16 protein-coding genes are annotated in these 22,349 nt (G+C 77.4%); 11 read left to right on the top strand and 5 right to left on the bottom strand.

Going from position 1 to position 22,349, the window contains the following annotated elements:
- Position 1: 1 nt before the first annotated feature.
- From D5H78_RS05485 to D5H78_RS05470, 4 genes are read right to left on the bottom strand one after another with little or no spacing between them, the layout of a single operon-like run.
- Positions 2-1,234 (bottom strand): MFS transporter, encoded by a 1,233-nt coding sequence (locus tag D5H78_RS05485; RefSeq protein WP_119949442.1) that lies wholly within the window; start codon positions 1,232-1,234, stop codon positions 2-4.
- A 37-nt stretch (positions 1,235-1,271) separates the two neighbouring features.
- Entirely contained in the window at positions 1,272-2,708 is a 1,437-nt protein-coding gene (locus tag D5H78_RS05480; protein WP_119949441.1) for a YlbE family protein, read from the bottom strand.
- A complete protein-coding gene (locus D5H78_RS05475; protein ID WP_218566279.1) occupies positions 2,705-4,252 on the bottom strand; it encodes an AllF/FdrA family protein in 1,548 nt (515 codons plus the stop codon). The genes D5H78_RS05480 and D5H78_RS05475 overlap by 4 nt, the downstream gene beginning before the upstream one ends.
- Entirely contained in the window at positions 4,249-5,175 is a 927-nt protein-coding gene (locus D5H78_RS05470; protein WP_119949440.1) for an oxamate carbamoyltransferase subunit AllH family protein, read from the bottom strand. The genes D5H78_RS05475 and D5H78_RS05470 overlap by 4 nt, the downstream gene beginning before the upstream one ends.
- Before the next feature lie 82 nt (positions 5,176-5,257).
- On the opposite strand from D5H78_RS05470, the gene D5H78_RS05465 reads away from it, so the two are divergent.
- The 7 genes from D5H78_RS05465 (at position 5,258) to D5H78_RS05435 (ending at position 14,018) form a co-directional block, all read left to right on the top strand.
- Complete coding sequence (locus tag D5H78_RS05465) at positions 5,258-6,964, top strand: PucR family transcriptional regulator (RefSeq protein WP_218566278.1); 1,707 nt, start codon at positions 5,258-5,260, stop codon at positions 6,962-6,964.
- Between the two features lie 111 nt (positions 6,965-7,075).
- Complete coding sequence (locus D5H78_RS05460; RefSeq protein WP_119949439.1) at positions 7,076-8,503, top strand: uracil-xanthine permease family protein; 1,428 nt, start codon at positions 7,076-7,078, stop codon at positions 8,501-8,503.
- Positions 8,504-8,543: 40 nt separating this feature from the next.
- On the top strand, positions 8,544-9,458 hold the full coding sequence (locus D5H78_RS05455) for an FAD binding domain-containing protein (RefSeq protein ID WP_119949890.1): 915 nt from the start codon (positions 8,544-8,546) through the stop codon (positions 9,456-9,458).
- Positions 9,451-9,945, top strand: coding sequence for a (2Fe-2S)-binding protein (locus tag D5H78_RS05450; protein ID WP_119949438.1), 495 nt, complete (start codon positions 9,451-9,453; stop codon positions 9,943-9,945). The genes D5H78_RS05455 and D5H78_RS05450 overlap by 8 nt, the downstream gene beginning before the upstream one ends.
- On the top strand, positions 9,942-12,416 hold the full coding sequence (gene cutA, locus D5H78_RS05445; protein ID WP_119949437.1) for an aerobic carbon-monoxide dehydrogenase large subunit: 2,475 nt from the start codon (positions 9,942-9,944) through the stop codon (positions 12,414-12,416). Before D5H78_RS05450 ends, cutA begins: the two co-directional genes overlap by 4 nt.
- Entirely contained in the window at positions 12,416-13,087 is a 672-nt protein-coding gene (locus D5H78_RS05440; RefSeq protein WP_119949436.1) for an SRPBCC family protein, read from the top strand. Before cutA ends, D5H78_RS05440 begins: the two co-directional genes overlap by 1 nt.
- A 4-nt stretch (positions 13,088-13,091) precedes the next feature.
- Positions 13,092-14,018: a carbon-nitrogen hydrolase family protein gene (locus D5H78_RS05435; protein ID WP_119949889.1), complete on the top strand. Its 927-nt coding sequence runs from the start codon at positions 13,092-13,094 to the stop codon at positions 14,016-14,018.
- Positions 14,019-14,038: 20 nt separating this feature from the next.
- On the opposite strand, the gene D5H78_RS05430 is transcribed toward D5H78_RS05435, so the two are convergent.
- Positions 14,039-16,300 carry a putative bifunctional diguanylate cyclase/phosphodiesterase gene (locus D5H78_RS05430; protein ID WP_119949435.1) on the bottom strand — a complete coding sequence of 754 codons (2,262 nt, stop codon included), beginning with the start codon at positions 16,298-16,300 and terminating at the stop codon, positions 14,039-14,041.
- 114 nt (positions 16,301-16,414) lie between these two features.
- Here D5H78_RS05430 and D5H78_RS05425 point away from each other — a divergent pair, with 114 nt between their 5' ends.
- The 4 genes from D5H78_RS05425 (at position 16,415) to D5H78_RS05410 (ending at position 22,139) form a co-directional block, all read left to right on the top strand.
- Positions 16,415-17,050: a DUF2238 domain-containing protein gene (locus D5H78_RS05425; protein ID WP_119949434.1), complete on the top strand. Its 636-nt coding sequence runs from the start codon at positions 16,415-16,417 to the stop codon at positions 17,048-17,050.
- Positions 17,051-17,172: 122 nt separating this feature from the next.
- Positions 17,173-19,314, top strand: a complete 2,142-nt coding sequence (locus D5H78_RS05420) for a hydantoinase/oxoprolinase family protein (RefSeq protein WP_119949888.1) — start codon at positions 17,173-17,175, stop codon at positions 19,312-19,314.
- Positions 19,311-21,176, top strand: coding sequence for a hydantoinase B/oxoprolinase family protein (locus tag D5H78_RS05415; protein ID WP_119949433.1), 1,866 nt, complete (start codon positions 19,311-19,313; stop codon positions 21,174-21,176). The genes D5H78_RS05420 and D5H78_RS05415 overlap by 4 nt, the downstream gene beginning before the upstream one ends.
- A gap of 279 nt (positions 21,177-21,455) precedes the next feature.
- Positions 21,456-22,139, top strand: a complete 684-nt coding sequence (locus D5H78_RS05410; RefSeq protein WP_119949432.1) for a LuxR C-terminal-related transcriptional regulator — start codon at positions 21,456-21,458, stop codon at positions 22,137-22,139.
- Positions 22,140-22,349 lie beyond the last annotated feature (210 nt).

The following is a 22,349-nucleotide window of genomic DNA, read 5'->3' as shown; positions in this document are numbered from 1 at the left end:
GTCAGTCGGTGGCGCGGACCAGCCGGTCGGGGGTCATGCGCAGCAGGAGCGGGACCGAGGCGGCGGTGAGGGCGAGCAGGGCGACCCAGGGGGCGGTGACGCCGCCGGTCGCGTCGCGCAGGGCGCCGAAGAGCGTGGGCCCGGTGGCGCCGACGCAGTAGGACACGAGGAAGCCGAGGCCGCTGAGCCGCGCGGACGTCGCCGGGGTGTCCGCCCAGTCCGCGAGGTGCACGAGCCCCAGCGCGAACCCGCCGCCGCCTCCGAGCCCCAGCAGCACCATCCAGGCCCAGCCGCCGCCGACCGGGGCGAGGACGAGCCCGGCGAGGCCGACGACCGACAGGCCGACGACCCCCAGCAGCAGCGGGCGCCGGTCCCGCAGCCGGTCCGCGAGCAGCGGCACGCCGACGCTGGCGACGAGCTGGCTGGCCATGAACGCCGCGAGGTGCACGCCGGCCGCCTCGTCCGTGCTGCCCTCCTCGACGAACGTCGGCGCGATCCACGCGAGCTCGGTGTAGAAGAGCAGCGACTGGGCGGCGAGGTACGCCGCGAGCAGGCGGGCGGTCGGGCTGGACCAGGGCAGGCGCCGGCGCGGGGCGTCCGCGCGGTCCCCGCCGAGCCGTCGGCGGGCGCCGCGCAGCACCGGCGCCCAGCCGACGAGCCCGGCGACGACGAGCACGACGGGCAGCAGGAGGGCCTCGCGCCACGACCCGGCGGCGTCGGCGAGCGGCACGGCGAGCGCCGACGCGGCGGTGGCGCCCACCATCATCGCCGAGAGGTAGACGGCCGTGAGGAGCCCCGCCCGCCGCGGCGCGTAGTCCTTGACGATCCCCGGCAGCAGCGTGCCGATGAGCGCGATGCCGACGCCGACGAGCAGCGTCCCGGCGTAGAGCAGCGCGAGCAGGTCGCCGGCCACCCGCAGCAGGGTGCCGGCGAGCAGCGACAGCAGGGCGAGGGCGACGGTGGCCTCGCGGCCGTGCGCGTGCGCCAGCCGCTGCGCCGGCGGGGCGAACAGGCCCATGCAGAGCACGGGCAGGGTGGTGAGGAGCCCCACGGCCGGGCCGCTGAGGCCCAGGTCGTCCTCGAGCGCTGAGGTCAGCGGCGGCACCACGGCGAGCGGGGTGCGCAGGTTGAGCGCGACGAGCGCGATGCCGGTGACGAACAGGGCGACGCCGACGGGCCGTACGCCCTCGCGCTCGGACGGGGGCGCCGGGACCGGCGCGGCGGGTGTGCTCATGGCCCGTCCATCGTGCCCCACCCGCCCGGGCGCGCCGTCACGCCGGCGGGGCGGCCTCGGCGAGGGCGGCGAGCGCCGCGGTGAAGACCCCGGGCGGCGGGGTGACGAGCCCGGCGCCCACCTGCCCCGTGCCGGCGACCCGCCCCGCCATGCCGGTGTTGATCTGCGGCAGGATCCCGGTGCGCACCACGCGCGTGACGTCGATGCCGGTGGGCGTGCCGCGGAAGCCGAGCACCGGCACCTGGTACGACGGCGACTCGGCCAGGGTGATCTCGTACATCCGCTGCGTCGTGGCGAGGGCGAGCTCGACGTCGCCGCCGACGAAGCGAACGATCGCCGGCGCGGCGGCCATGGCGAACCCGCCGATGCCGGCGGTCTCGGTGATCGCGGAGTCGCCGATGTCGGGGTTGGCGTCCTGCGGGCCGTAGTCGCCGAGGAACAGCCCCTCCGGCACCTGGGCCGGGCCGGTGAACCACCGGTCGCCGGTGCCGGACACCTGGATGCCGAACTCGGTGCCGTTGCGCGCCATCGCGACCACCAGCGACGAGCCGGGGACGTCGCGGGCGGCGTCGGTGGCGAGCTTGCACGCCGGCATGACGAGGTTGAGGAAGAAGTGGTCGTTGCCGGACACGAAGGCGGCGGCGCGCGCGACGTCCGAGGACGGCGCCCCGCCGTCGATGAGGGCGGGCAGGAGCTCCCGCAGGAGCATGAGGGTGCCGGCGCGGTTGCGGTTGTGCCCCTCGTCGCCCATCTGCAGCATCTGCGCGACGATCGCCCGCACGTCGACGGGGCCCGCGGCGCGGACGGCCCCCTGCAGCAGGGGCCCGAGCACCGCCGACATCCACCGGAGCCGATCGAGGACCTCCGGGCCGTACGCGCCGTAGCGCAGGACCTTGCCGAGCCCCTCGTTGAGCGAGCAGTACGCCCGCCCGCCCCCGACCGGGTCCTCGAGCTCGAACACCCACATCGACGGGCTGACGACCCCGGCCATCGGCCCGACGGCGCGGTGGTGGTGGCACGGCTCCCACGCGAAGGCGCCGGCCGCGAGCCCCCGCTCGGCCTCCTCGGGCGTGGCGGCGAGGCCCTCGAGCACGGCCGCCCCCATGAGGGCGCCCCTCAGGGGCCCCGAGGCGGCCTCCCACGCCACGGGCGGCCCGGCGTGCAGGAACGTGCCGCGCTCGAGCCCCAGCGCCTCCGACGCGGGACGGACGTCGACGAGCTGCGCGCCGGCGGCGAGCATCCGCCCGACGGCCGTCGCGTCGGCCTCCTCCCGGCGCGGGTCGGCGAGCACGCGGGCGAGCGCCGCGGGGACGTCGAGCCCGTCCGCGGCCAGGGGCGGGCGCCAGTCGACGGGCTCCACGGCCACGGCCTGCGCGGTCAGCGCGTCGGCGAGCAGGGAGGCCCCCGCCGTCACGACGGCCGCCGGCGGCCCGGCGAGCAGGCCCGAGAGCGGGGCGGGCGTGGCCCGGTTCATGCGGGGACCTCCGGGGACGCGGTGGCGGGCGCGGTGGCGGGCGCGGTGGCCAGCGCGACGGCGGCACGAGCGGCCGCGGCGTTGGACCGGTGGACCTGCGCGCCCGCCCCGGCGAGGGCCGCGGCCTGCTGGCGCAGGCCCTGCGGGTCCGCGTCGGTGCCGCAGAGCGACACCACGACGTCGAGCCGGCGCCCCTGCCCGGCGGCCCGCGCGACGGCCGCGCCGAGGGCGGGGGCGAGCTCGGAGGCGGGGTCGGGGTGCGCGCCGTGCCCGAGGACGACGTCGAGCAGGAGCACCCCGACGTCGGGGTCGTCGGCCTCCTGCGCGAGGCGGTCCAGGCGGGTGCGCTGGTCGATCATCGGGTGGGCGCGGCCCTGGGTCATCCGGTCGTCGCCGAGGTCGAGCATCGCGTGCCCGGCCCCCGCCGTGGCGAGGTCGTCGGGCAGCGCCCACGCCGGGTCCAGCGGGATGTTGGACCGGACCGGGCCCAGTGCGCGCGCGGCGACCGCCATGGCCTCGTCGCAGAGGGTGCCGCCCGCGAAGAGGCCCCGCAGGACCGGGGCACGGCGCAGCCCGGCGTCGTCGTGGCCCGCGGGGTCCCACCGCTCCGGCGCGCTCCACGTGCCGCCTACCGCCTCGACCGCGGCGCGGGCGGCCGCGGTGAGGTCGTCGCGGTCCGGACCGAGCAGGGCGAGCTGGACCGGCGTGCCGAGCGAGGCGGCGAGCGCCGCCACCTCCTCGGCGACCTCCGGCGCGGGCGGCTTGGACACGAGCACCACGAGCTCCGTCGCCGGGTCGGCGTCGAGCGCGCGCAGGGCCTGGCGCGCCGAGCGCCCCCCGACCGCCGCCGACAGGTCGCGCCCGCCGAGGCCGAGGCAGTGGCTGACCCCGACGCCCGAGGCGTCGAGCAGGGCCATGACCTGCTGGGCGCCGGTGCCCGAGGCGGCGACGAGCCCGACCGGCCCGGGCCGCACGGCGTTCGCGAAGCCGAGCCCCACGCCGGCCACGACGGCGGTGCCGCAGTCCGGGCCCATGACGAGCAGGTCGCGCCGGGCCGCCTCGTCCTTGAGGAGGACCTCCTGCTCCACCGGCACGTTGTCGCTGAAGACCATGACGCTGAGCCCGGCCCGCAGCGCGTCGAGCGCCTCGGCGCAGGCGCTCGGGCCGGGCACCGACACGAGCGCGAGCCCGGCGTCCGCCGCGCGGGCCGCCGCGGCGGCCGTGGTCCGCGGCGGCGGGGGAGCGCCCCACCCCGCCGACGCCGGCGCGGACAGGCCGGCCAGCGCCTGCTCCAGCACCTGCTCCGCCCCGTCCAGCGCGGCCTCGTCCTCGCCCCGCAGCGCCACGAGCAGGTCGTTCGGCCCCGCGCCCTCGGGGGCGGGCAGCCCCATCCCCGCGGCGAGCTCGACGTTGAGCGGGGTCGCCATGGCGACGAGCGCCGCGCTCACCCCCGGCGCCCGCCCGACCGCGCCGCTCACCTGCATGAGGCTCACCGAGTCGTGGTACGCCCCCGGGCGCACCCGCACCCTCGTGCTGCCGCTCACGCCGCCTCCCCTGCGCTCGCCCGTCCGGTCCCCCCGCACCCGCCCGACGCGCCCCGGCCCGCCGCCGCGGCCACCCGCAGGCCGAGGCACAGGGCCGCACCGCTCGTCGAGCCCACCCGCAGCAGCGCCGGCACCGCGCCGGGCGCCCCGGTGAGCACGGCCGCCACCTCGGGCAGCGCCTGCCCGTCCGCCGCCGCGACGAGCAGCGCGGCGGACAGCGCGCTCGTACGGCCCAGCGCGGCCCCGACCGCGCCCGCGAGCGCGTCGGCGAGGTCGCGCGTCGACCCCGCGCGGGCCGCGCCGGCCGCGCGGGCCGCGCCGGCCGCGCCGGCCGCGCCGGCCACGCCGGCGGCGCCGCCACCGCACGCCGCGTCCGCGCGCGCCCGCAGCGCCACCAGCGCCCCCGCGAGCACGTCGTCGCCCGCCGGGGTGAGCCCGGGACCGAGGCCGACGAGGCCCCGCACGGGGCCCTGCACCGCGCCCGGGCCCGCGGCCAGGGCCGCGGCGAGCCCGCGCGCCGCGTCGACCACCGGTGCGGGCAGCAGGTGCGCCGTGCCGGGCGGGGGCGCCGCGAGCGGCCCGCGCACCCCGTGGTCCCGCTCGCGCACCACCCGCACGCGCACGCCGCCCAGGTCGAGGACCCCGCGCCCGAGCAGCGCCCGCGGGGGCAGGTCCGGCAGGGCGGGGCCGGCGAGCGCCACCCCCAGCGGCAGCGCGAGGGCCCCGCGGGCCAGCAGCGCCAGGACGTCGCGCCCGGGCGGCGCGCCCTCGACGCGGAGGTAGGCCGCGCCCGCGGCCCGGTGCACGGACAGGAGCCGCGCCGGGCGCGCGGGGCCGTGGACGAGGTCGCGCACGGCGCGCCCGGAGCACGCGGGGAGGTCGGGCAGCGCGTCGCGCTGCGGAGCCGCTGCCGGCGCACCCACCGCCCGCTCCTCCCGTCGCCCGGCCCGCGCGCCGACCGGCGAACGGCCCCGCCGACGCTAGCCGCGGCGCTACGGTGCGCGGGTGGGAGAACCTGCCAACGTCCTGCCGCCCAGCGGTACGGATCTGCCAGCCCCGGTGACGGGCGGGCTGTCCGTCGCCGAGGTGCTCGGGACCGCCGTGCTCGGCGGCGCGCAGGTCCTCGCCGGGGTGCGCGGCCTGGGCCGCACGGTGACCCGGCTCAACGTCATGGAGGTCCCCGACATCCTGCCGTGGGTCAAGCCGCAGGAGCTGCTCCTCACCACCGGCTACCCCCTGCGCGGCGAGGGCGCCGGCGCCCCGGCGGACCCCCGGGCGCTCGTCGACCTCGTCGCGGCCCTGGACGACCGGGGCCTCGCGGCGCTCGGGGTCAAGCTGGGCCGCTACCTCGACGCGGTGCCCGCCGAGGTGCTGGCCGAGGCCGACCGGCGCGGCTTCCCCGTCGTGCGCCTGCCCGACGACGTCGCCTTCGACGACGTGCTCGAGCAGGTCCTCACCGAGCTGCTCAACCGCCAAGCCGCGGTGCTGGCCCGTGGCGAGCAGGTCCAGCGCGCCCTCGTCGAGGCCGTCCTCGACGGCGGCGGCGTCCCCGAGGTGGTCGGGGCCCTCGTACGGATCCTCGGCGGCGCCGTCCTCGTCACCACCGCCGACGGGCGGGTGCTCGCCGACGCGGGCTCGGAGGCGGCGCTGGAGGCGGCGTACGGCTCGGACTGCTTCGAGGGCACCGGGCGCTTCCGCACCGAGCGGGAGCGCCCCGGCGCCCACGGGCACCCCGGGATGCGGGGCAACCACGTCGTCGTGCCCGTGGTCGCGGCCGGCGTGGAGCACGGGCGGATCGTGGCCCACTCGCCGGCGGGCGCGCTCGGGGAGGACGACGTGCACGTCCTGGAGCGGGCGGCCACGGTGGCGGCGCTCGCGCTCACCCGCCAGCTCGCGGTGCGCGCGGTGGAGTCCAAGTACCAGGGCGACTTCCTGCGCGACGCGCTCGCGGGGCGCGTGGACCCCGAGGCGGCGGTGTCGCACGCGGCGGCGCTGGGGTGGGACCTCGACCGCCCGCTCGTGGTCGTCGTCGCCGAGCTCGACCCGCCGCCGGACGACGCGGACCCGGCGCTCGGCCTGCGCCCGGTCATCGAGCGGTTCACGGCGGCCTGGCAGTCGGTGGTGCGCCCGGTCGACCCGCACGCGCCGGTCGTGGGGTTCACCCAGGAGGTCGTGGCGCTGCTCGGGGTCCCCGAGGACGGCGACGTGGAGCGGCGGGTGCGCGAGCTCGTGCGGGCCGTGTCCGGCGACGGCGGGGGCGGGCGGCGCCCCTTCAGCACCGGGGTGGGCCGGGTCGCCGCGACGCCGGCCGCCCTGGGGGAGGCGTACGAGCAGGCCCGCACGGCGGTGCGGGTCGGGCGGCGCACGCACGGCCCCGGCGCGACGGCGCACTTCGACGGGCTGGGGGTCTTCCGGCTGCTGAGCCTCGTGGACGACCAGCGCGAGCTCGACGCGTTCGTCGCGGAGGTGCTCGGCCCGCTCGCGCGCCCGGACGACGCCGACGCGCGCGACCTGCTGCGCACGCTCGAGGTGCTCCTCGAGACCGGGCTCAACGTGGCCGAGACCGCGCGGCTGCTGCACTTCCACTACAACACGCTGCGCTACCGGATCGCGAAGCTCGAGCGCCTGCTCGGGCCCTTCACGTCCGACCACGAGCTGCGCCTGGGGCTCATGCTCGCGCTGCGCATCCTCGTCATGCGCGGCTCCGGGTAACCCCGGCGATCCCTGCCAGCCGGGCGCGCGCCCCGCTGGCAGGTCTCGACGGTGCGGGCACCCCCGCCCGCGCCTAGGTTCCCTGCACACCCGAGGTCGAGGAGGCACACCGTGGCGCTGGGCTGGAAGCTGTACGGCGACGGGTCCGCGCCGCCGCCCGGGGAGGTCGTGCGCCCCGGGGAGCGCCTGTCGTGGGGCCGCACCGTGGGCCTCGGGATGCAGCACGTCGTCGCGATGTTCGGGGCGACCTTCGTCTTCCCCGTGATCATGGGGCTCGACCCGAACCTCGCGATCATGATGTCGGGCGTCGCCACGATCCTCTTCCTGCTCGTCGTGCAGGGGAAGGTGCCGAGCTACCTCGGCACGTCGGCGTCCTTCGTCGGCGCGGTGGCGGCGATCCGCGGCCAGGGCGGCGACAGCTCCGACGTGGTCGGCGCGATCCTCGTAGCCGGCGCGGTGCTCGCGCTCGTCGGCGCGGTCGTGCACTACCTCGGGGCCGCGGTCGTTACGCGCGTCCTGCCGCCGGCGGTGACCGGCGCGGTCGTCATGCTCATCGGCTTCAACCTCGCACCGGTGGTCGGCGCGACGTACTGGCCGCAGGACCAGTGGGTCGCGCTGCTGACCATGCTCTTCGTCCTGCTCGCCACGGTGCTGCTGCCGGGCTTCCTCGGGCGGATCGCGGTGCTCCTCGGCCTCGTCGCCGGCTTCCTGCTCTCGTGGCTGCTCGACGCGACCGCCGGGCCGATCACCGCGCCGACGGGGGCGGGCGAGGTCACGACGCACGACCGCGTCTCCTTCGCCGCCATCGGCGACGCGCCCTGGATCGGCTTCCCCGACCTCACCGGGCCGTCCTTCTCGTTCGACTTCAGCCTGCTCGTCATCCCGGCCGTCGTCGCGCTCATCGCCGAGAACGCCGGGCACGTCAAGGCGGTCGCGGAGATGACCCGCGACGACCTCGACCCCTACCTCGGGCGCGCGCTCTTCGCCGACGGCGCCGCCACCATGCTCTCCTCGAGCGTGGGCGGCTCCCCGACGACGACCTACGCGGAGAACATCGGCGTCATGGCCGCGACCCGGGTCTACTCGACGGCCGCCTACTACGTCGCCGCGGTCACCGCGATCCTCTTCGGCCTCTGCCCGAAGTTCGGCGCGCTCGTCAACGCGATCCCGGGCGGCGTGCTCGGCGGGATCACCGTGGTGCTCTACGGGATGATCGGCCTGCTCGGCGCGAAGATCTGGGTGGAGAACCGGGTCGACTTCGGCAACCCGATCAACCTGGTGCCGCTCGCCGCGGGGATCATCATCGGCGTCGGCAACGTCAACCTCCAGGTCACCGACGACTTCTCGCTCGGCGGCATCGCCCTGGGCAGCATCGTGGCCATCGCCGGCTGGCACCTGCTGCGCGTCCTGGCCCCCGCTCCGCTGCGCGACCAGCTCGCCGCGGAGGCGCAGGCGCCGGCCACCGCGGGTGGGGCGGACGGCGTGCCCCCGCAGGGCCGGCGCCCGTCCGCGCGCCGCGGCGGCGCCCGCCGCCGCTGAGCCCGGCGCGCACGCGAACGACGACCGCGACGGGAGAGCGGTGAAGCCCAGCCCCTTCACGTACCACCGGCCCGAGACCCTCGAGGAGGCGCTCGCGACGCTCGCCGACGTCGGCGGCGACGGCAAGGTCCTCGCCGGCGGGCAGAGCCTGCTGCCGCTGCTGAGCATGCGCCTGGCGGCGCCCGCGCACCTCGTGGACATCGGCCGGCTGCGCGGGCTCGCCCACGTCACCCGCGACGACGGCGGGGTGCGGGTGGGGGCGCTGGCCCGGCACGCCGAGGTCGAGCGCGACGCCGGCGCGGCGGCGGCCCAGCCGCTGCTGCGCCGGGCGCTGCGGCTCGTCGCGCACCCGACGATCCGCAACCGGGGCACGACGGTCGGCAGCATCGCCCACGCCGACCCCTCGGGGGAGATGACGGCCGTGCTCGCGCTGCTGCGCGGGAGCGTCGTGCTGGCGAGCGCGTCCGGGCGCCGCGAGGTCGCCGCGGCCGACTTCTTCGTGGGCCCGCTGGAGAGCGCCCTGCGCCCGGGGGAGCTGGCGCTGGAGGCGCGCTTCCCGGCCGCTCCGGCGCGCAGCGGCTCGGCGTTCGTCGAGCTGGCCCGCCGGCACGGCGACTACGCCGTGTGCGGGGTGGGCGCCGTCGTCGTCCTCGACGAGCGGGGCGCGGTCGCCTCGGCCCGCACGTCGTACGTCTCCATGGGACCGGTCCCCGAGGTCCTCGACCTCACCGCGGACGCGCCCCCCTCCGGCGCCGACCTCGCGGATTCCGCCGCCTGGCGGGCCGCGGGCGCGCGCACCGCCGCGCTGCTCGAGCCCGACGCCGACATCCACGCCACCGCTGACTACCGCCGGCACCTCGGGCGGGTGCTCACCGCCCGGGCGCTCGCCGAGGCTGCCGGCCGGGCCCGCGCCGCGGCGCGGGCGCCCGAGCCCGAGGAGGCCCTCCGTGCCTGAGCAGGTCCTGCCCGTCGCCCTGACCGTCAACGGCGCGGCGCACCGGGTGCAGGTGCCGTCGCGCCGGCTGCTCTCGGACTGCCTGCGCCACGACCTGCGCCTCACCGGCACCCACGTCGGCTGCGAGCACGGCGTGTGCGGCGCCTGCACGGTCCTGCTCGACGGGGTCCCCGTGCGCTCCTGCCTCGTGCTCGCCGCGAGCGCGGACGGCGCGGAGGTCACCACGGTCGAGGGGCTCGGCACCGAGGAGGCGCTGAGCCCCGAGCAGCAGGCGTTCCGGGAGTGCCACGCCCTGCAGTGCGGCTTCTGCACCCCCGGCTTCCTCACGACGGTCAGGGCGTACCTCGACGACCACCCCGACCCCACCGAGGAGGAGGCGCGCGAGGCGGTCGCCGGCAACCTGTGCCGGTGCACCGGCTACCAGGGCATCGTGCGGGCCGTGCTGCGCGCCGCCGAGATCCGCCGCGAGCGGGAGGTCGCCCCGTGACGACGAGGATGTTCGGCGCGCCGGTGCAGCGCCGCGAGGACGCGCGCCTGCTCACCGGCGGCGGGCGCTACCTCGACGACCTGGGCCACGACGCGCTCGCGGCCGCCTTCGTGCGCAGCCCGCACGCTCACGCCCGGGTGCTCGACGTGGACGTGACGGACGCGCTCGACGTCGAGGGGCTCGTCGCGGTCTACACGTGGGAGGACCTGCCCGAGCGGGTGCGCGACCCGCTGCCGCTGCTCATCCCGCACCCGTCGCTCGTCGCGCCGCGCACCGGCTACGCGCTGGCCCGCGGGGAGGTCAACCACGTCGGGGAGCCGGTGGTCATGGTGGTGGCCACCGACCGCTACGTCGCCGAGGACGTCGCCGAGCGGATCGCGGTGACGTACGAGGTGCTGCCCCCCGTGGTGGGGGTCGCCGCGGCGCGCGAGGCCGTGCACCTGGTGCACGAGGAGGCCGCCGGCAACGTCGGCGCCCACCTCGTGCAGGGCTACGGCGACGCCGGGGCCGCGATCGACGCCGCGCCCCACGTGCTCGAGCTCGACCTCGACGTGGAGCGCAGCGCCTGCGTCCCGCTGGAGGGCAAGGGCGTCTACGCGGTGTGGGACACCGACGAGCAGAGCCTGCGGCTGTGGTCCTCGACCCAGACCACGACCGGCGTGCGCGCCGCGGTCGCCGCGAAGCTCGGCCTGCCGCTGGCGAAGGTCGAGTGCACCGCGCCCGACGTCGGCGGCGGCTTCGGGGTCAAGATCATGCACCCGTGGCCCGAGGAGGTGCTCGTCCCCTGGGCGGCGCGCCTGCTCGAGCGCCCGGTCAAGTGGACCGAGGACCGGCGCGAGCACTTCGTCTCCAGCGCGCACGAGCGCCAGCAGCTGCAGCACGTGCGCGTCGGCTTCGACGACGAGGGCCGGGTGCTCGGGCTCGACGTGCGGCTGTGGCACGACCACGGGGCCTACATCCCGTACGGCGTCATCGTCCCCATCAACTCCTCGACGCAGCTGCTCGGGCCGTACAAGCCCGGCGCGTACCGCGTGGAGTTCTGGTCGCTCTACACGAACACCGTCATCGTCACGCCGTACCGCGGGGCGGGGCGCCCGCAGGGCGTCTTCGCCATGGAGCGGACGATGGACGCCATCGCCGACCACCTCGGCCTGGACCGGGCCGACGTGCGGGCGGCGAACTTCATCCAGCCCGAGGAGATGCCGTACGACTTCGGCCTCACCTTCCAGGACGGGCGCCCGCTGGTCTACGACTCCGGCGACTTCCCGGCGTCGCTGCGCAAGCTCAAGGACCTCGTGGGCTGGGACGGCTTCGAGGAGCAGCGCGCGCGGGCCCGCGCCGAGGGCCGCAGGGTCGGGATCGCGCTCGCCTGCTACGTCGAGGGGACCGGGCCCGGGCCGTACGAGGGCGGGCACGTGCACGTCGAGACCAGCGGTCGGGTCAACGTGTCCACGGGCCTGACCTCGCAGGGCCAGGGGCACCAGACGATCCTCGCGCAGATCGTCGCCGACGAGCTCGGCGTGCCGTTCGAGGACGTGCACGTGACGACCGGGGACACGCGCCGCTTCGGCTACTCCGTCGGCACCTTCGCCTCGCGCGGCGCCGTGATGAGCGGCAGCGCGGTGGCCCTCGCGGCCCGCAGGGTGCGGGCCAAGGCGCTGCGGATCGCCGGCGACGCCCTCGAGGCCGACCCCGGCGACCTGGAGGTGGTCGACGGCGTCGTGCGGGTGAAGGGCAACCCGGGCGCGAGCATGCCGCTCGGCACGGTGGCGGTGCTGTCCAACCCGCTGCGCTACGCCTTCGACGACACCGCCCGCGCCGCGACGCAGTTCGCCGCCGGCGGGCGCGGGCCCGACGAGCCGCCGGTCGCGCCGGGGGAGGAGCCGGGCCTCGAGGGCCGCGACTACCACTCCCCGCTGCGCTCCACCTTCGCCAACGGCATGCACGCCGCCGTCGTCGAGACCGACCCGGAGACGGCGGAGATCCGGGTGCTGCGCTACTGCGTCGTCCACGACTGCGGGACGATGGTCAACCCGATGATCGTCGAGGGGCAGATCCTCGGCGGGGTCGCGCAGGGCGTCGGCGGCGCGCTCTACGAGCGCATGCACTACGACGAGAGCGGCCAGCTGCTCAACGCCTCGTTCATGGACTTCCTCATGCCCTACGCGACCGAGGTGCCCCCGGTCGAGACCGACCACCTCGAGACGCCGTCCCCGCTCAACCCGCTGGGCATCAAGGGCGCCGGCGAGGCGGGCGTCATCCCCGCGGCGGCGCTCTTCGCCTCCGCCATCGAGGACGCCGAGGGGTTCCGCATCTCCCGGATGCCCATCTCGCCCAGCGAGCTGTTCCACCTGCGCGAGCGCTTCGCGGCCGGGGAGGTGCCCGCCCTGCGGCGCGGCGGCCCGGCCGGCGCCGCGCCCGCCACCCCCGCCACGCCCGCCACCCCCGCCCCCTCCGACGAAGGAGCCTGATGAAGGTCACCGGGACCGCCGTCCTGCACGCGCCCGTCGAGCGGGTCTGGTCCGCGCTCAACGACCCGGCCGTGCTCGTGCGGACCATCCCCGGCTGCGAGCGGCTGGAGGAGGTGGGCCCGGACCGCTACCGCATGACGGTGACCGCGGGCGTGGCGAGCATCAAGGGCTCGTACGTCGGCGAGGTCGCCCTCACCGAGCAGCAGCGGCCCGGCTCGTTCGTGCTCAGGGCGTCGGGCTCCGGCGCGCCCGGCACGGTGAGCGCCGACGTGCTGGTGCGCCTCGAGGAGGCGCCGGAGGGCACGCACCTCGCCTACGACGCCGACGCGGTCGTCGGCGGCCCGGTCGGGGGCGTCGGCCAGCGCGTCCTCACCGGCGTGGCCCGCAAGACCGCCGGGGAGTTCTTCCGCGCCGTCGACGACGTCCTCGCCGGCGGCGCGCAGGAGGGGGCCGCCGAGCCGGCGGCGGCGGTGCCGGCCGCGCGGCCCGCGCCCGAGGACGGCCCGCTGCCCGCGCCGCCCGCCGCGCCCGGGCCCGCGGTGCACGTGCCGCCGCCCCCGCCGCCCGCCGCGGCCGGCGGCCAGCAGCCGTTCGTCCTCGGCGCCCTCGTCGGGGCCGGCGCGGCGCTGCTGGGTGCCCTCGTCGGCGGCCTCGTGGCGCGGCGGCGGTGACGCGGTGAGGGCGTTCACCGCCGCGGCCGTGCAGATCGCGCCGCTGCCCGGGCCCCTCACCGCCGCCTCGGTCGCCGCCAACTGCGCCAAGGCCGTGGAGTGGGTCGAGCGGTGCGTGGCCGCGACCGGGGCCGAGCTCGTCGTGCTCCCCGAGTCGGCGTCGACCGGGTTCACCCCGGGCGTCGGCCCCGACGAGCTCTGGGACCTCGTGTCCGGGGTGCCGGGCCCGGTGACCGAGCCGCTGCAGGACGTGGCGCGCCGCCTCGGCGTCCACCTGGTCTGGGGGACGTACGAGCGCGGTGCCCGGCGGGGCACCGTGCACAACTCCGCCGTGGTCATCGGCCCGTCCGGCGACGTGCTGGGCACCTACCGCAAGACGCACCCGTTCTGCACCGAGATGCGCTCGCGCGGGGGGTGGGTGGAGCCCGGCGACGAGGTGGTCGTCGTGGAGACCGACCTGGGGCGGCTGGGCGTGGTCATCTGCTTCGACGGCGACTACCCGGAGCTGGCCCGGATCCAGGCGGTGCGCGGCGCCGAGGTCATCGCCCGGCCGTCGGCGCTGCTGCGCTCGGCGGACCTCTGGGAGCTCACGAGCCGGGCGCGCGCCTACGACAACCACGTCTTCGTCGTCGGCGCGAACTGCACGGGCACCGACCCCGCGGGCGTCCTCTACTTCGGCAACTCCCTCGTCGTCACGCCGACCGCGGAGGTCGTGGCCCGGGCCGCGAGCCACGAGTGCTGGGTGAGCGCGCGGCTCGACCCGGAGCGGGCCATGGCCTCGCTGACCCCGGGCTCGAGCGTCCCGCACGTCTTCGACCACCTGGCCGACCGCAACCTCGACCTCCTGCGCCGCTACGCCGACGACCTGGTCCGCCCGGCGGCGACGTCGTTCCCGCACGCGGCGCCGCGCCCGACGGACGTCGTGGACTGAGGGGTCGCCGGAGCGCCGGGCTAGGCGGCGGCCGGGCGCGGCACCCCCTGCACGAGCGCGCGCAGCGCCTCCGGCTCGAGCGGGCGGGACCACAGGAAGCCCTGCGCCGTGTCGCAGCCCGCGGCGAGCGCGGCGGCCGCCTGCGCCTCGGTCTCGATGCCCTCGGCGACCACGGGCAGCCCGAGCGCGTGCGCCAGGCCCACCGAGGAGCGCACGATGGCGCCGGCCCGCTCGTCGTGCACGAGCGGCTGCACGAAGCTGCGGTCGAGCTTGAGCTCGCTGGCCGGCAGGTGGTGCAGGTACGCCAACGAGCTGTACCCCGTGCCGTAGTCGTCGAGCGACACCCCGAGGCCGAGCGAGCGCAGCGCGCCCAGGACGCGCACCGCGCAGTCCCGGTCCTTGAGCAGAGCGCCCTCGGTGACCTCGAGCACGAGCCGGTCCGCGGGCAGGGCGTGCGCCCGCAGCAGCGCGTCGACGTCGTCGGGCAGCCGGGCGTCGATGAGGTCGGCGTCGGTGAGGTTGACCGAGACCCGCAGGTCCAGCCCGTCGGCCCGCCAGGCCGCGGTCTGCGCGACGGCGAGCCCGAGCACGAGGCGGGTCACCGCGGCCGAGCGCCCCGTCTGCTCCGCGACCGGGAGCACGTCGCCCGGGCCGAGGAGGCCCCGTCGCGGGTGCTCCCACCGCAGCAGCGCCTCGACGCCGACGACCCGCCCGTCGTCGAGGCGCACCTGCGGCTGGTAGCGCAGGACGAGCCGACCGCCCGCGGGGTCGCCGTCGAGCGCGCGGTGCAGGTCCTCGTACGCCTGCAGCCGGTCCCGCCCGTCGTCGTCCTGCGGGCCGTGCGCGGCGACCCCGCCGCCGCGCCGCTTGGCGCGGTACATCGCGGCGTCCGCGCGGCGCAGCAGCTCCTCGCGCCCCACCCGCTCGCCCGCGGCGGCGCCGCGCACGGCGGCCAGGCCGATGCTGACCCGCGGCTGCAGCGCGATCCCCGCGATGCGCACCGGCTCGGCGAGGGGGTCGAGCAGGGCCCGGGCGAGCAGCTCCCCGTCGCGCTCGCCGTCGGCGAGGACCGCGAACTCGTCGCCCCCGAGCCGCGCCAGCGCGGCGCCCTCGGGCAGCCGCCGCGCCCAGCGCCGGCCCAGCTCCACCAGGAGCTCGTCGCCGGCGCCGTGCCCCAGCGAGTCGTTGACCTCCTTGAAGCCGTCGAGGTCCAGCAGCAGGACGCTCGCCGGGGGACCGGCGGGGTCGTCGAGGCGCCGCTCGACCACCTCCTCGAAGCCCCGGCGGTTCAGCAGGCCGGTGAGGGGGTCCGTACGGGCCTCGAGCCGGCTGGCCGCGACCGCCTCCGCGTCGCGCACCCCGAGCCCGACGCGGGCCACGGCGGCGAGCACGGCCGCGCCCGCCAGGACGACCGCCGCGGGAGCGAGGTCGCCCAGCCCCGCGACGACGAGGACCGCGACCGAGGCGACCGACATGAGCGCCGGCACGAGCAGCAGCGCCCAGGGCCGCAGCGGCCTGGGCTCGGCGCGGACCGGGGCCGACCACGCGCCGCGCACCACGAGCACCATGGCGGCGCAGTAGAGCAGCGCCGGCCACGGCGACGCCGGGGAGTACGTGCCGCTCGCGGTCGTCGCCAGCCAGACGCCGTCGGCGCTGGTGTGCGCGAGCAGCCCCAGGCCGGTCCACCGCAGCTCCGGGGACGGGCGCCAGCCGGCCAGGGCGAAGAGCAGCCCGACGAGGGCGACGAGCACGAGGTCGCCGAGCGGGTACGCGACCGTCACGAGCCGCCCCTGCGCCTCGGCGAGCGCCCCGGAGGCCAGCGCCGCCCCGACGGCGCCCGCGCCCAGCCCGCCGACCAGGCCGTCGAGCCACATGCTCGGCGGGACCCGCCGGGCCTGGCGGCGCAGCAGGAGCATGAGGGCGACGTACGCGCAGGGGAAGAGCGCGAGCCAGCCGGCCTCGGACAGCCGCAGCCCCCGGGCCTCGGGGTCCGGCAGGCCGCTGGCCCCGAGCACCGTGCCGGCGGTGTAGAGGAGCAGCCCCGTGCCGAACCACGCCCACGGGCCGCGGTGCAGGGGCCGCAGCAGCGCGCGGGCGAGGACGAGCAGCGTCCCGGCCACCGCGAGCAGGCTGCCGAGCAGCCCGACGGCGAGGGCCGTGGCGCCGCCGCGCGCGGGCACGCCCGCGACGAGCAGGAGCGCGAGCACGGCGTACCCGGCGAGGAGGGCCAGCACGGCCGCGCGGACGGGGCGCGGGGCGGACGGCGGGGGCAGGGGGGTCACCGGGCACACCTCGGCAGGACGGGTGGCCACCTTGAGCGGCCGGTCGGGGGACGGCGCCCCGCCCGCGCGCACCGGGCCCGTGCGAGCGCCGACGGGCCGGGGTAGGGGGCGCCCGTGGACACCCGGACCCTCGTCCTCGGCGACTGGTCGCCCGTCGTGCGCGACGGCATCGACCTGCTGCGCCTCACCCTGCTCGGCGGCGCCCTGGGCTACGCGCTCGCCGGCGACCCGGGGGCGGCCACCACGCTCGCGGCCCTGGGCGCGCTGACGCTCCTCGCCCGCCTCGTGCAGCTGCCGCGCCTCTACGACCTCTCCTTCACCGCCGCGATGGTCCTGCAGGGCTGGGGCGAGGTCCTCGGCCTGTACGACCGCTTCGTGCGCTTCGACGACCTCGTGCACGTGACCCTGCCGATGCTCACCGCACCGGTCCTCTACATCGCCCTCGCCCGCCTCGACGTCGTGCCCGACCCCAAGGACGAGACGCACGGGCGGCACTACGCGGGCATCGCCGTCGTCACGTTCGCGCTCGGCGCGACCCTCGGCGCGCTGTGGGAGGTCGTGGAGTGGCGCTCCGACGCGTGGTTCGGCACGTCGCTGTCCATCGACAACGACGACACCGTCGGCGACCTCGTCCGGGACTGCCTCGGCTCGCTGCTCGGCGCGGGCCTGCTCGTGGTGTGGGCGCGCTGGGGCTGGGGGTCCGTGCGGCGCATCCCCGGGGTGAACACCCACGAGGAGGTCGACGCCTGACGGCGGCCCCGCGCTCCGCCCGCCGGCGCCGCGGGGCGGGCAGGACCCCACCAGCGGGGGACCCGAGGTCCGGCAGGACCTGACGATGCCCCGGCGGGGTGCGCTCGCGTGGGATGGCGGGCATGGCTGCGACGGCTGGCACCGAGGACGCCCCCCGCACCGCGGGCCGGGTCCGCATCGGCATCGACACCGGCGGCACGTTCACCGACGTGGTGGCGCTCGACGAGGCGACGGGCCGGCTCGTCACGACGAAGACGCCGTCGACGCCCGCGGACCCCGCCGACGGGTTCATGACCGGGGTGCGCAAGGTGCTCGACCTGCTCGGCGCGGGGCCGCAGGACGTCGCGTCCGTCGCGCACGGCACCACGGTCGCCACGAACCACCTGCTCGAGGGGAAGGTGGGCCGGCTCGGCTTCGTGACGACCGAGGGCTACGAGCACGTGCTGGAGATCGCCCGCCAGTCGGTGCCCGACGGCTACGGCAACTCGTACTTCTGGGTGAAGCCGCCGCGGATCGTCCCGGCGGACCTCGTGCGCACCGTGCGCGGCCGGCTCGACCACACCGGTGCGGAGGTCCGCCCGTTCGACGAGGAGCAGGCGGTCGAGGTCGCGCGGTGGTTCCGCGACCGCGGGGTCGACGTGCTCGGCGTCTGCTTCCTGCACTCCTACGCCGACCCGGGCCACGAGCGCCGCATGCTCGAGGTGCTGCGGCGCGAGCACCCGCGGGCGGTCGTCTCGATCAGCAGCGAGGTGCTGCGCGAGTACCGGGAGTACGAGCGCAGCATGACGACCCTCGTGGACGCGGCGGTCAAGCCGCGGGTGGCGCGCTACGTCCAGGGGATCCGGGAGCGCCTCGACGCGCTCGTCGAGGGCCTCGACCGCCCACGCGTCCCCTTCGCGGTGATGAAGTCGAACGGCGGCGTGCTGAGCGCCGACGAGGTGGTGCACCAGCCGGTGACGACGGTGCTCTCCGGACCCGCCGCGGGGGCGCTCGGCGCCGCCCTGCTCGCCGGGCGCGCCGGCTTCGACCGGGTGCTCACCTGCGACGGCGGCGGCACCTCGACCGACGTGTGCGTGGTGCTCGGCGGCGAGCCGTCGCTCACCACGGAGGGGACCGTCGGGGCGTACCCGTCGAAGATCCCCATGATCGACGTGGTGACGGTCGGCGCCGGCGGCGGGTCCGTGGCCTGGACGACCCCCGAGGGGGCGCTCAAGGTGGGCCCGCGCTCCGCGGGCGCCGACCCGGGCCCGCTCTGCTACGCCCGCGGCGGCACCGAGCCGACCGTGACGGACGCGCACGTCGTGCTGGGGCGCATCCCTGCGCACCTGCTCGGCGGCGAGGTGCCGCTCGACGTGGCGGCCGCCCGCGAGGGCCTCGCGGCGCTCGCGGACCGGCTGGGCCTGGGGCTGGAGCAGTGCGCCGTCGGCATCCTCGAGATCAGCGCGTGGAACCAGGCCAACGCGCTGCGCGAGGTCACCGTGCGGCGCGGCCTCGACGTGCGCGACTTCGTCCTCACGACCTTCGGCGGGTCCGGCTCCCTGCTGGCCTGCCGGCTGCTCGACGTGCTGGGCCTGGCCGCGGTCTGCGTCCCGGAGGACCCGGGCACCGTGAGCGCCTACGGGCTGCTCACGGTCGACGTGCGCCACGACGTCGTGCAGACCGCGGTCGCCCGCCACGCGGAGCTCGACCTGCCGGCGACCGCCGCCCGCCTCGACGCCCTGCGGGCCGCCGCCTCCGCCGCGCTGGAGCAGGAGGGCTTCGCCCCCGCCGACCGGCGCTACCAGCTCAGCGCCGACCTGCGCTACGCCGGGCAGGCCTTCGAGGTGCGGGTGCCGGCGGGCGAGGCCGCGGGGGAGGAGCGGCCCGTGCTCGACGCGGCGTGGGCCGACGGGGTCGCCGAGGCGTTCCACGCCGCCCACGAGCAGCTGTACGGCTACTGCTTCCGGGGCGACCCGCGCCAGCCGGTGGAGTGGGTGAACCTGCGCGTGACCGGCGTCGGCCCCCTCGCCCGGCCGGCACCGCGGCCGCGGCCGCCGGGCGACGGCGACCCGTCGAGGGCCCGTACGGGCACCCGCCCGGTCTTCTTCGACGCCTGGGTCGACACCCCCGTCTACTGGCGCCCCGACCTCGCCCCCGGCGACGAGGTGGCGGGCCCGGCGGTCCTCGAGGAGTTCGGGAGCACCGTGCCGCTGCACCCCGGCGTGGGCGCCGCGGTCGACCGCCACGGCAACCTCGTCCTGCGCCGCGCGGGGGCGGGCGCGTGAGCGCCGCGGCCCCCGGCGCCGTCGACCCGGTGCTCGTCGAGATCGTCCAGGGCAGCCTCGCCGCGGTGGAGCGCGAGGTGGAGACCGCGATCGCGCGCACCTCGCGCTCGCCGATGATCCGCGACGCGCACGACTTCCGGGCCGGCATCCACGACCGGCGCCTGCGCAAGCTCACCGGGCGCTCGTACTCCGCGCTGGTGCACCCCGTCGTGCGCGACCACCCGGTGGCGACGATGCGCCCCGGCGACGTCTTCTTCCACAACGACGTCTACCTCTCCGAGGGCGGGATCGGGCACCTGCCGGACCTGTGCGTCACGGTGCCCGTCTTCCACGAGGGCGAGGTCGTCGCCTTCGTGCAGGCCTTCGGGCACCACGACGACATCGGCGGCGGCTGCCCGGGGTCCATGCCCTCGGGGGCGACGAGCGTCTTCGAGGAGGGGCTCATGGTCCCGCCCATCAAGCTCTGGGACCAGGGCGTGCCCAACCGCGCCGCGCTCACGATCATGACCCGCAACTCGCGCATGCCCGACGCGCTGGCGGCCGACCTCGACGCGGAGTGCTCGGCGTGCCTCATGGGCAGCCGGCGGCTCGCGGAGCTCTTCGCGCGGTACGGCCGCAGCGAGGTCGAGGCGTGCTTCGACGCCATCCTCGACCGGACGACGCAGACGTACCGCCGCGAGGTGCTGGCGCGGATCCCCGCCGGCAGCTGGACCTGGGAGGACTACGCCGAGCACGACGGCGTCGACGCGCCGCGGCTGCACGCGCAGCGCATCACGCTCACCAAGACCGACGAGGACGGCGGCCGGCTGCTCGTCGACTTCACCGGCACGGGCCCGCAGGCGAAGGGGCCGATCAACCACTGCGGCGACTACGCCGACGGCAACTTCCTCAAGAAGTGGCTCGCGCCGATCCTGCGCAACCTCGCCGACTCGCCGGAGCGGATGGCCGAGCTCGACGTGGACGAGGGCGTCGTCCCGCTCATCGAGATGCGGTTCCCGCCCCCCGGGACGCTCCTGACCCCGGTGTTCCCGGCGCCCACGAACGCGCGGACGTTCGTCATCCTGCGCCTGCTCGGCGTGCTCGCCGGCGTGCTGGCCAAGGCCGTCGACGGGCGCATGCCCGCGGACCAGGAGACGATCCGCTACACGGGGGTGCACGGCGTCGACGAGCGCGGCGAGCGCTACCTCATGCGCGAGGTGCTCGGCGGGGGCTCCGGCGGTCGCTACTACGCCGACGGCGAGGACACGATCCACGTGGTCCCCGACTCGCGGAACCTCCCCACGGAGTTCAGCGAGTCGCGCTTCCCCTTCCGGGTCGAGCGCCTCGCCCTCGCCGTGGACTCCGGCGGCCCCGGGCTGCACCGGGGCGGCCTCGGCTACGAGAAGCACGTGCGGATGCTGCGCGACGCGAGCTTCATGTCCATCGCCGACCGCTCGATCCTGTCGTGCTGGGGCGTCAAGGGCGGCCGTGCGGGCCGGCCCTTCCAGGTCACGATCGACCCCGGCGGGCCCGACGAGCGCGAGGTCGACGCGCTGGAGGACGCCGCGCCGGTGCGCGCCGGAGAGGTCGTGCGCATCCGCACCACTGGCGGCGGCGGCTGGGGCGACCCGCTCGAGCGCCCGTACGAGGCCGTGGCCCGCGACGTCGCGTGGGGGAAGGTCTCCCTCGCGGGGGCGCGGGAGGACTACGGCGCGGTGGTCTCGGCCGGCCCGGACGGGCCCGTGGTGGACGTGCCCGCCTCGGACGCGCTGCGGGCCGCGCTGCGGGCTGCGCGCACGGGGGACGAGCCCTTCTTCGACCGGGGCCCGGGCTACGCGCGCCTCTCCGGGGGCGCGCCGCACGCCGACGTCGACGTCCTCTGACGGGCGAGCTCCTCACGGACAGCGCTTGCCTGTTCACTCACCCTGAGCGTCCTCGTCCTCATCGTCGGTGAGGGCGAGGACGCTCCGTGCCGACGTAGGGCCGTCCGGGTCACGACCGGGACCTCCGGCCCCCGCCGCGCAGGTGAGGATCTGCCCCGATCGGCGCCGATCCTGTGTCGGCGGGGCACCGCCGGGTCATGATGTCCCCGTCCCGGCGAGCGCGTGCTCGCCCGGCCCGGGGGAGGGCCGCGCGGACGGGCGAGGGGGTAGGGGGGCTCGATGTCGAGCGCGCGCGCGAGTGCGGTGCCCGGTCCGGCGGCGGCGCCGCTGCGGGTGCTCGTCGGCGGGGACCAGCAGCTGCTGGTCCTCGGCGTGCGGCACACCGTGGAGGCCGACGGCCTGCGCGTCGTCGGCCAGGCCGAGGCCGCCGCGGCGCTCGCGCGCACCGCGGCCGTCGAGCGGCCCGACCTGTGCCTGGTGCTGGCGCCGTTCCCCGGGGGGGTCGTCGCGGCCGTGCAGGCCGTGCTCACGGCGTCACCCGACACCGTCGTCGTGGTCCTCTCGGCCGACGACGCGGTCGACGGCGACAGCCTGCTGCGGGTCATGGCCGCCGGCGCGGACGGCTGGCTCTCGCTCGACCTGCCCCCGGCGGTGCTCGGGCGGACGCTGCGCGCGGTGCACGCCGGCGAGCCCGGCATCAGCCGCAAGCACGTCACCCGGTTGCTGAGGGTCCTGCGGCGCTCGACCCAGGGCGACGTCGTGCTCCGCGACGGACGGTCGGTGGCGCTCACGCCGCGCGAGCAGGAGGTCTTCTCCGCCGTGTCCGGCGGAGGGTCCACCCGCGACGTGGCGCTCGTGCTCGGGATGAGCGAGGCGACGGTGCGCTGGCACGTCGCCGCGCTCGTGCGCAAGCTCGGCGTGGGGTCGCGCGCGGAGCTCGTGGGGCTCCAGCTCCGCCGCTGACCGTTGCTGCGCGCTGCAACGGGACAGCGTCTTCCCGACTACGGGCCGTCCTGCCGCTGATCCGGCAGGGCGGCCCGCAGCCGTTGCGGGGCAGGGGATCCCGAGGCAGGGGACCACCCCGGACGGGCCCTGGCGCGTTGGGCGGTCCCAACGCAGAACAGCCGCGACGGGGCATGTCGCCCGACCCCTCCCGCACCGCACCCTCAGCGT

The sequence above is a fragment of the Vallicoccus soli genome (assembly GCF_003594885.1).
GTDB lineage: Bacteria > Actinomycetota > Actinomycetes > Motilibacterales > Motilibacteraceae > Vallicoccus > Vallicoccus soli.
This window is presented reverse-complemented; position numbering and strand designations above follow the sequence as displayed.

Coding starts and splice junctions, on each gene's coding strand:
- D5H78_RS05480 (WP_119949441.1), bottom strand. CDS start 2,708: ATGAACCGGGCCACGCCCGCCCCGCTCTCGGGCCTGCTCGCCGGGCCG.
- D5H78_RS05485 (WP_119949442.1), bottom strand. CDS start 1,234: ATGAGCACACCCGCCGCGCCGGTCCCGGCGCCCCCGTCCGAGCGCGAG.
- D5H78_RS05420 (WP_119949888.1), top strand. CDS start 17,173: ATGGCTGCGACGGCTGGCACCGAGGACGCCCCCCGCACCGCGGGCCGG.
- D5H78_RS05440 (WP_119949436.1), top strand. CDS start 12,416: ATGAAGGTCACCGGGACCGCCGTCCTGCACGCGCCCGTCGAGCGGGTC.
- D5H78_RS05410 (WP_119949432.1), top strand. CDS start 21,456: ATGTCGAGCGCGCGCGCGAGTGCGGTGCCCGGTCCGGCGGCGGCGCCG.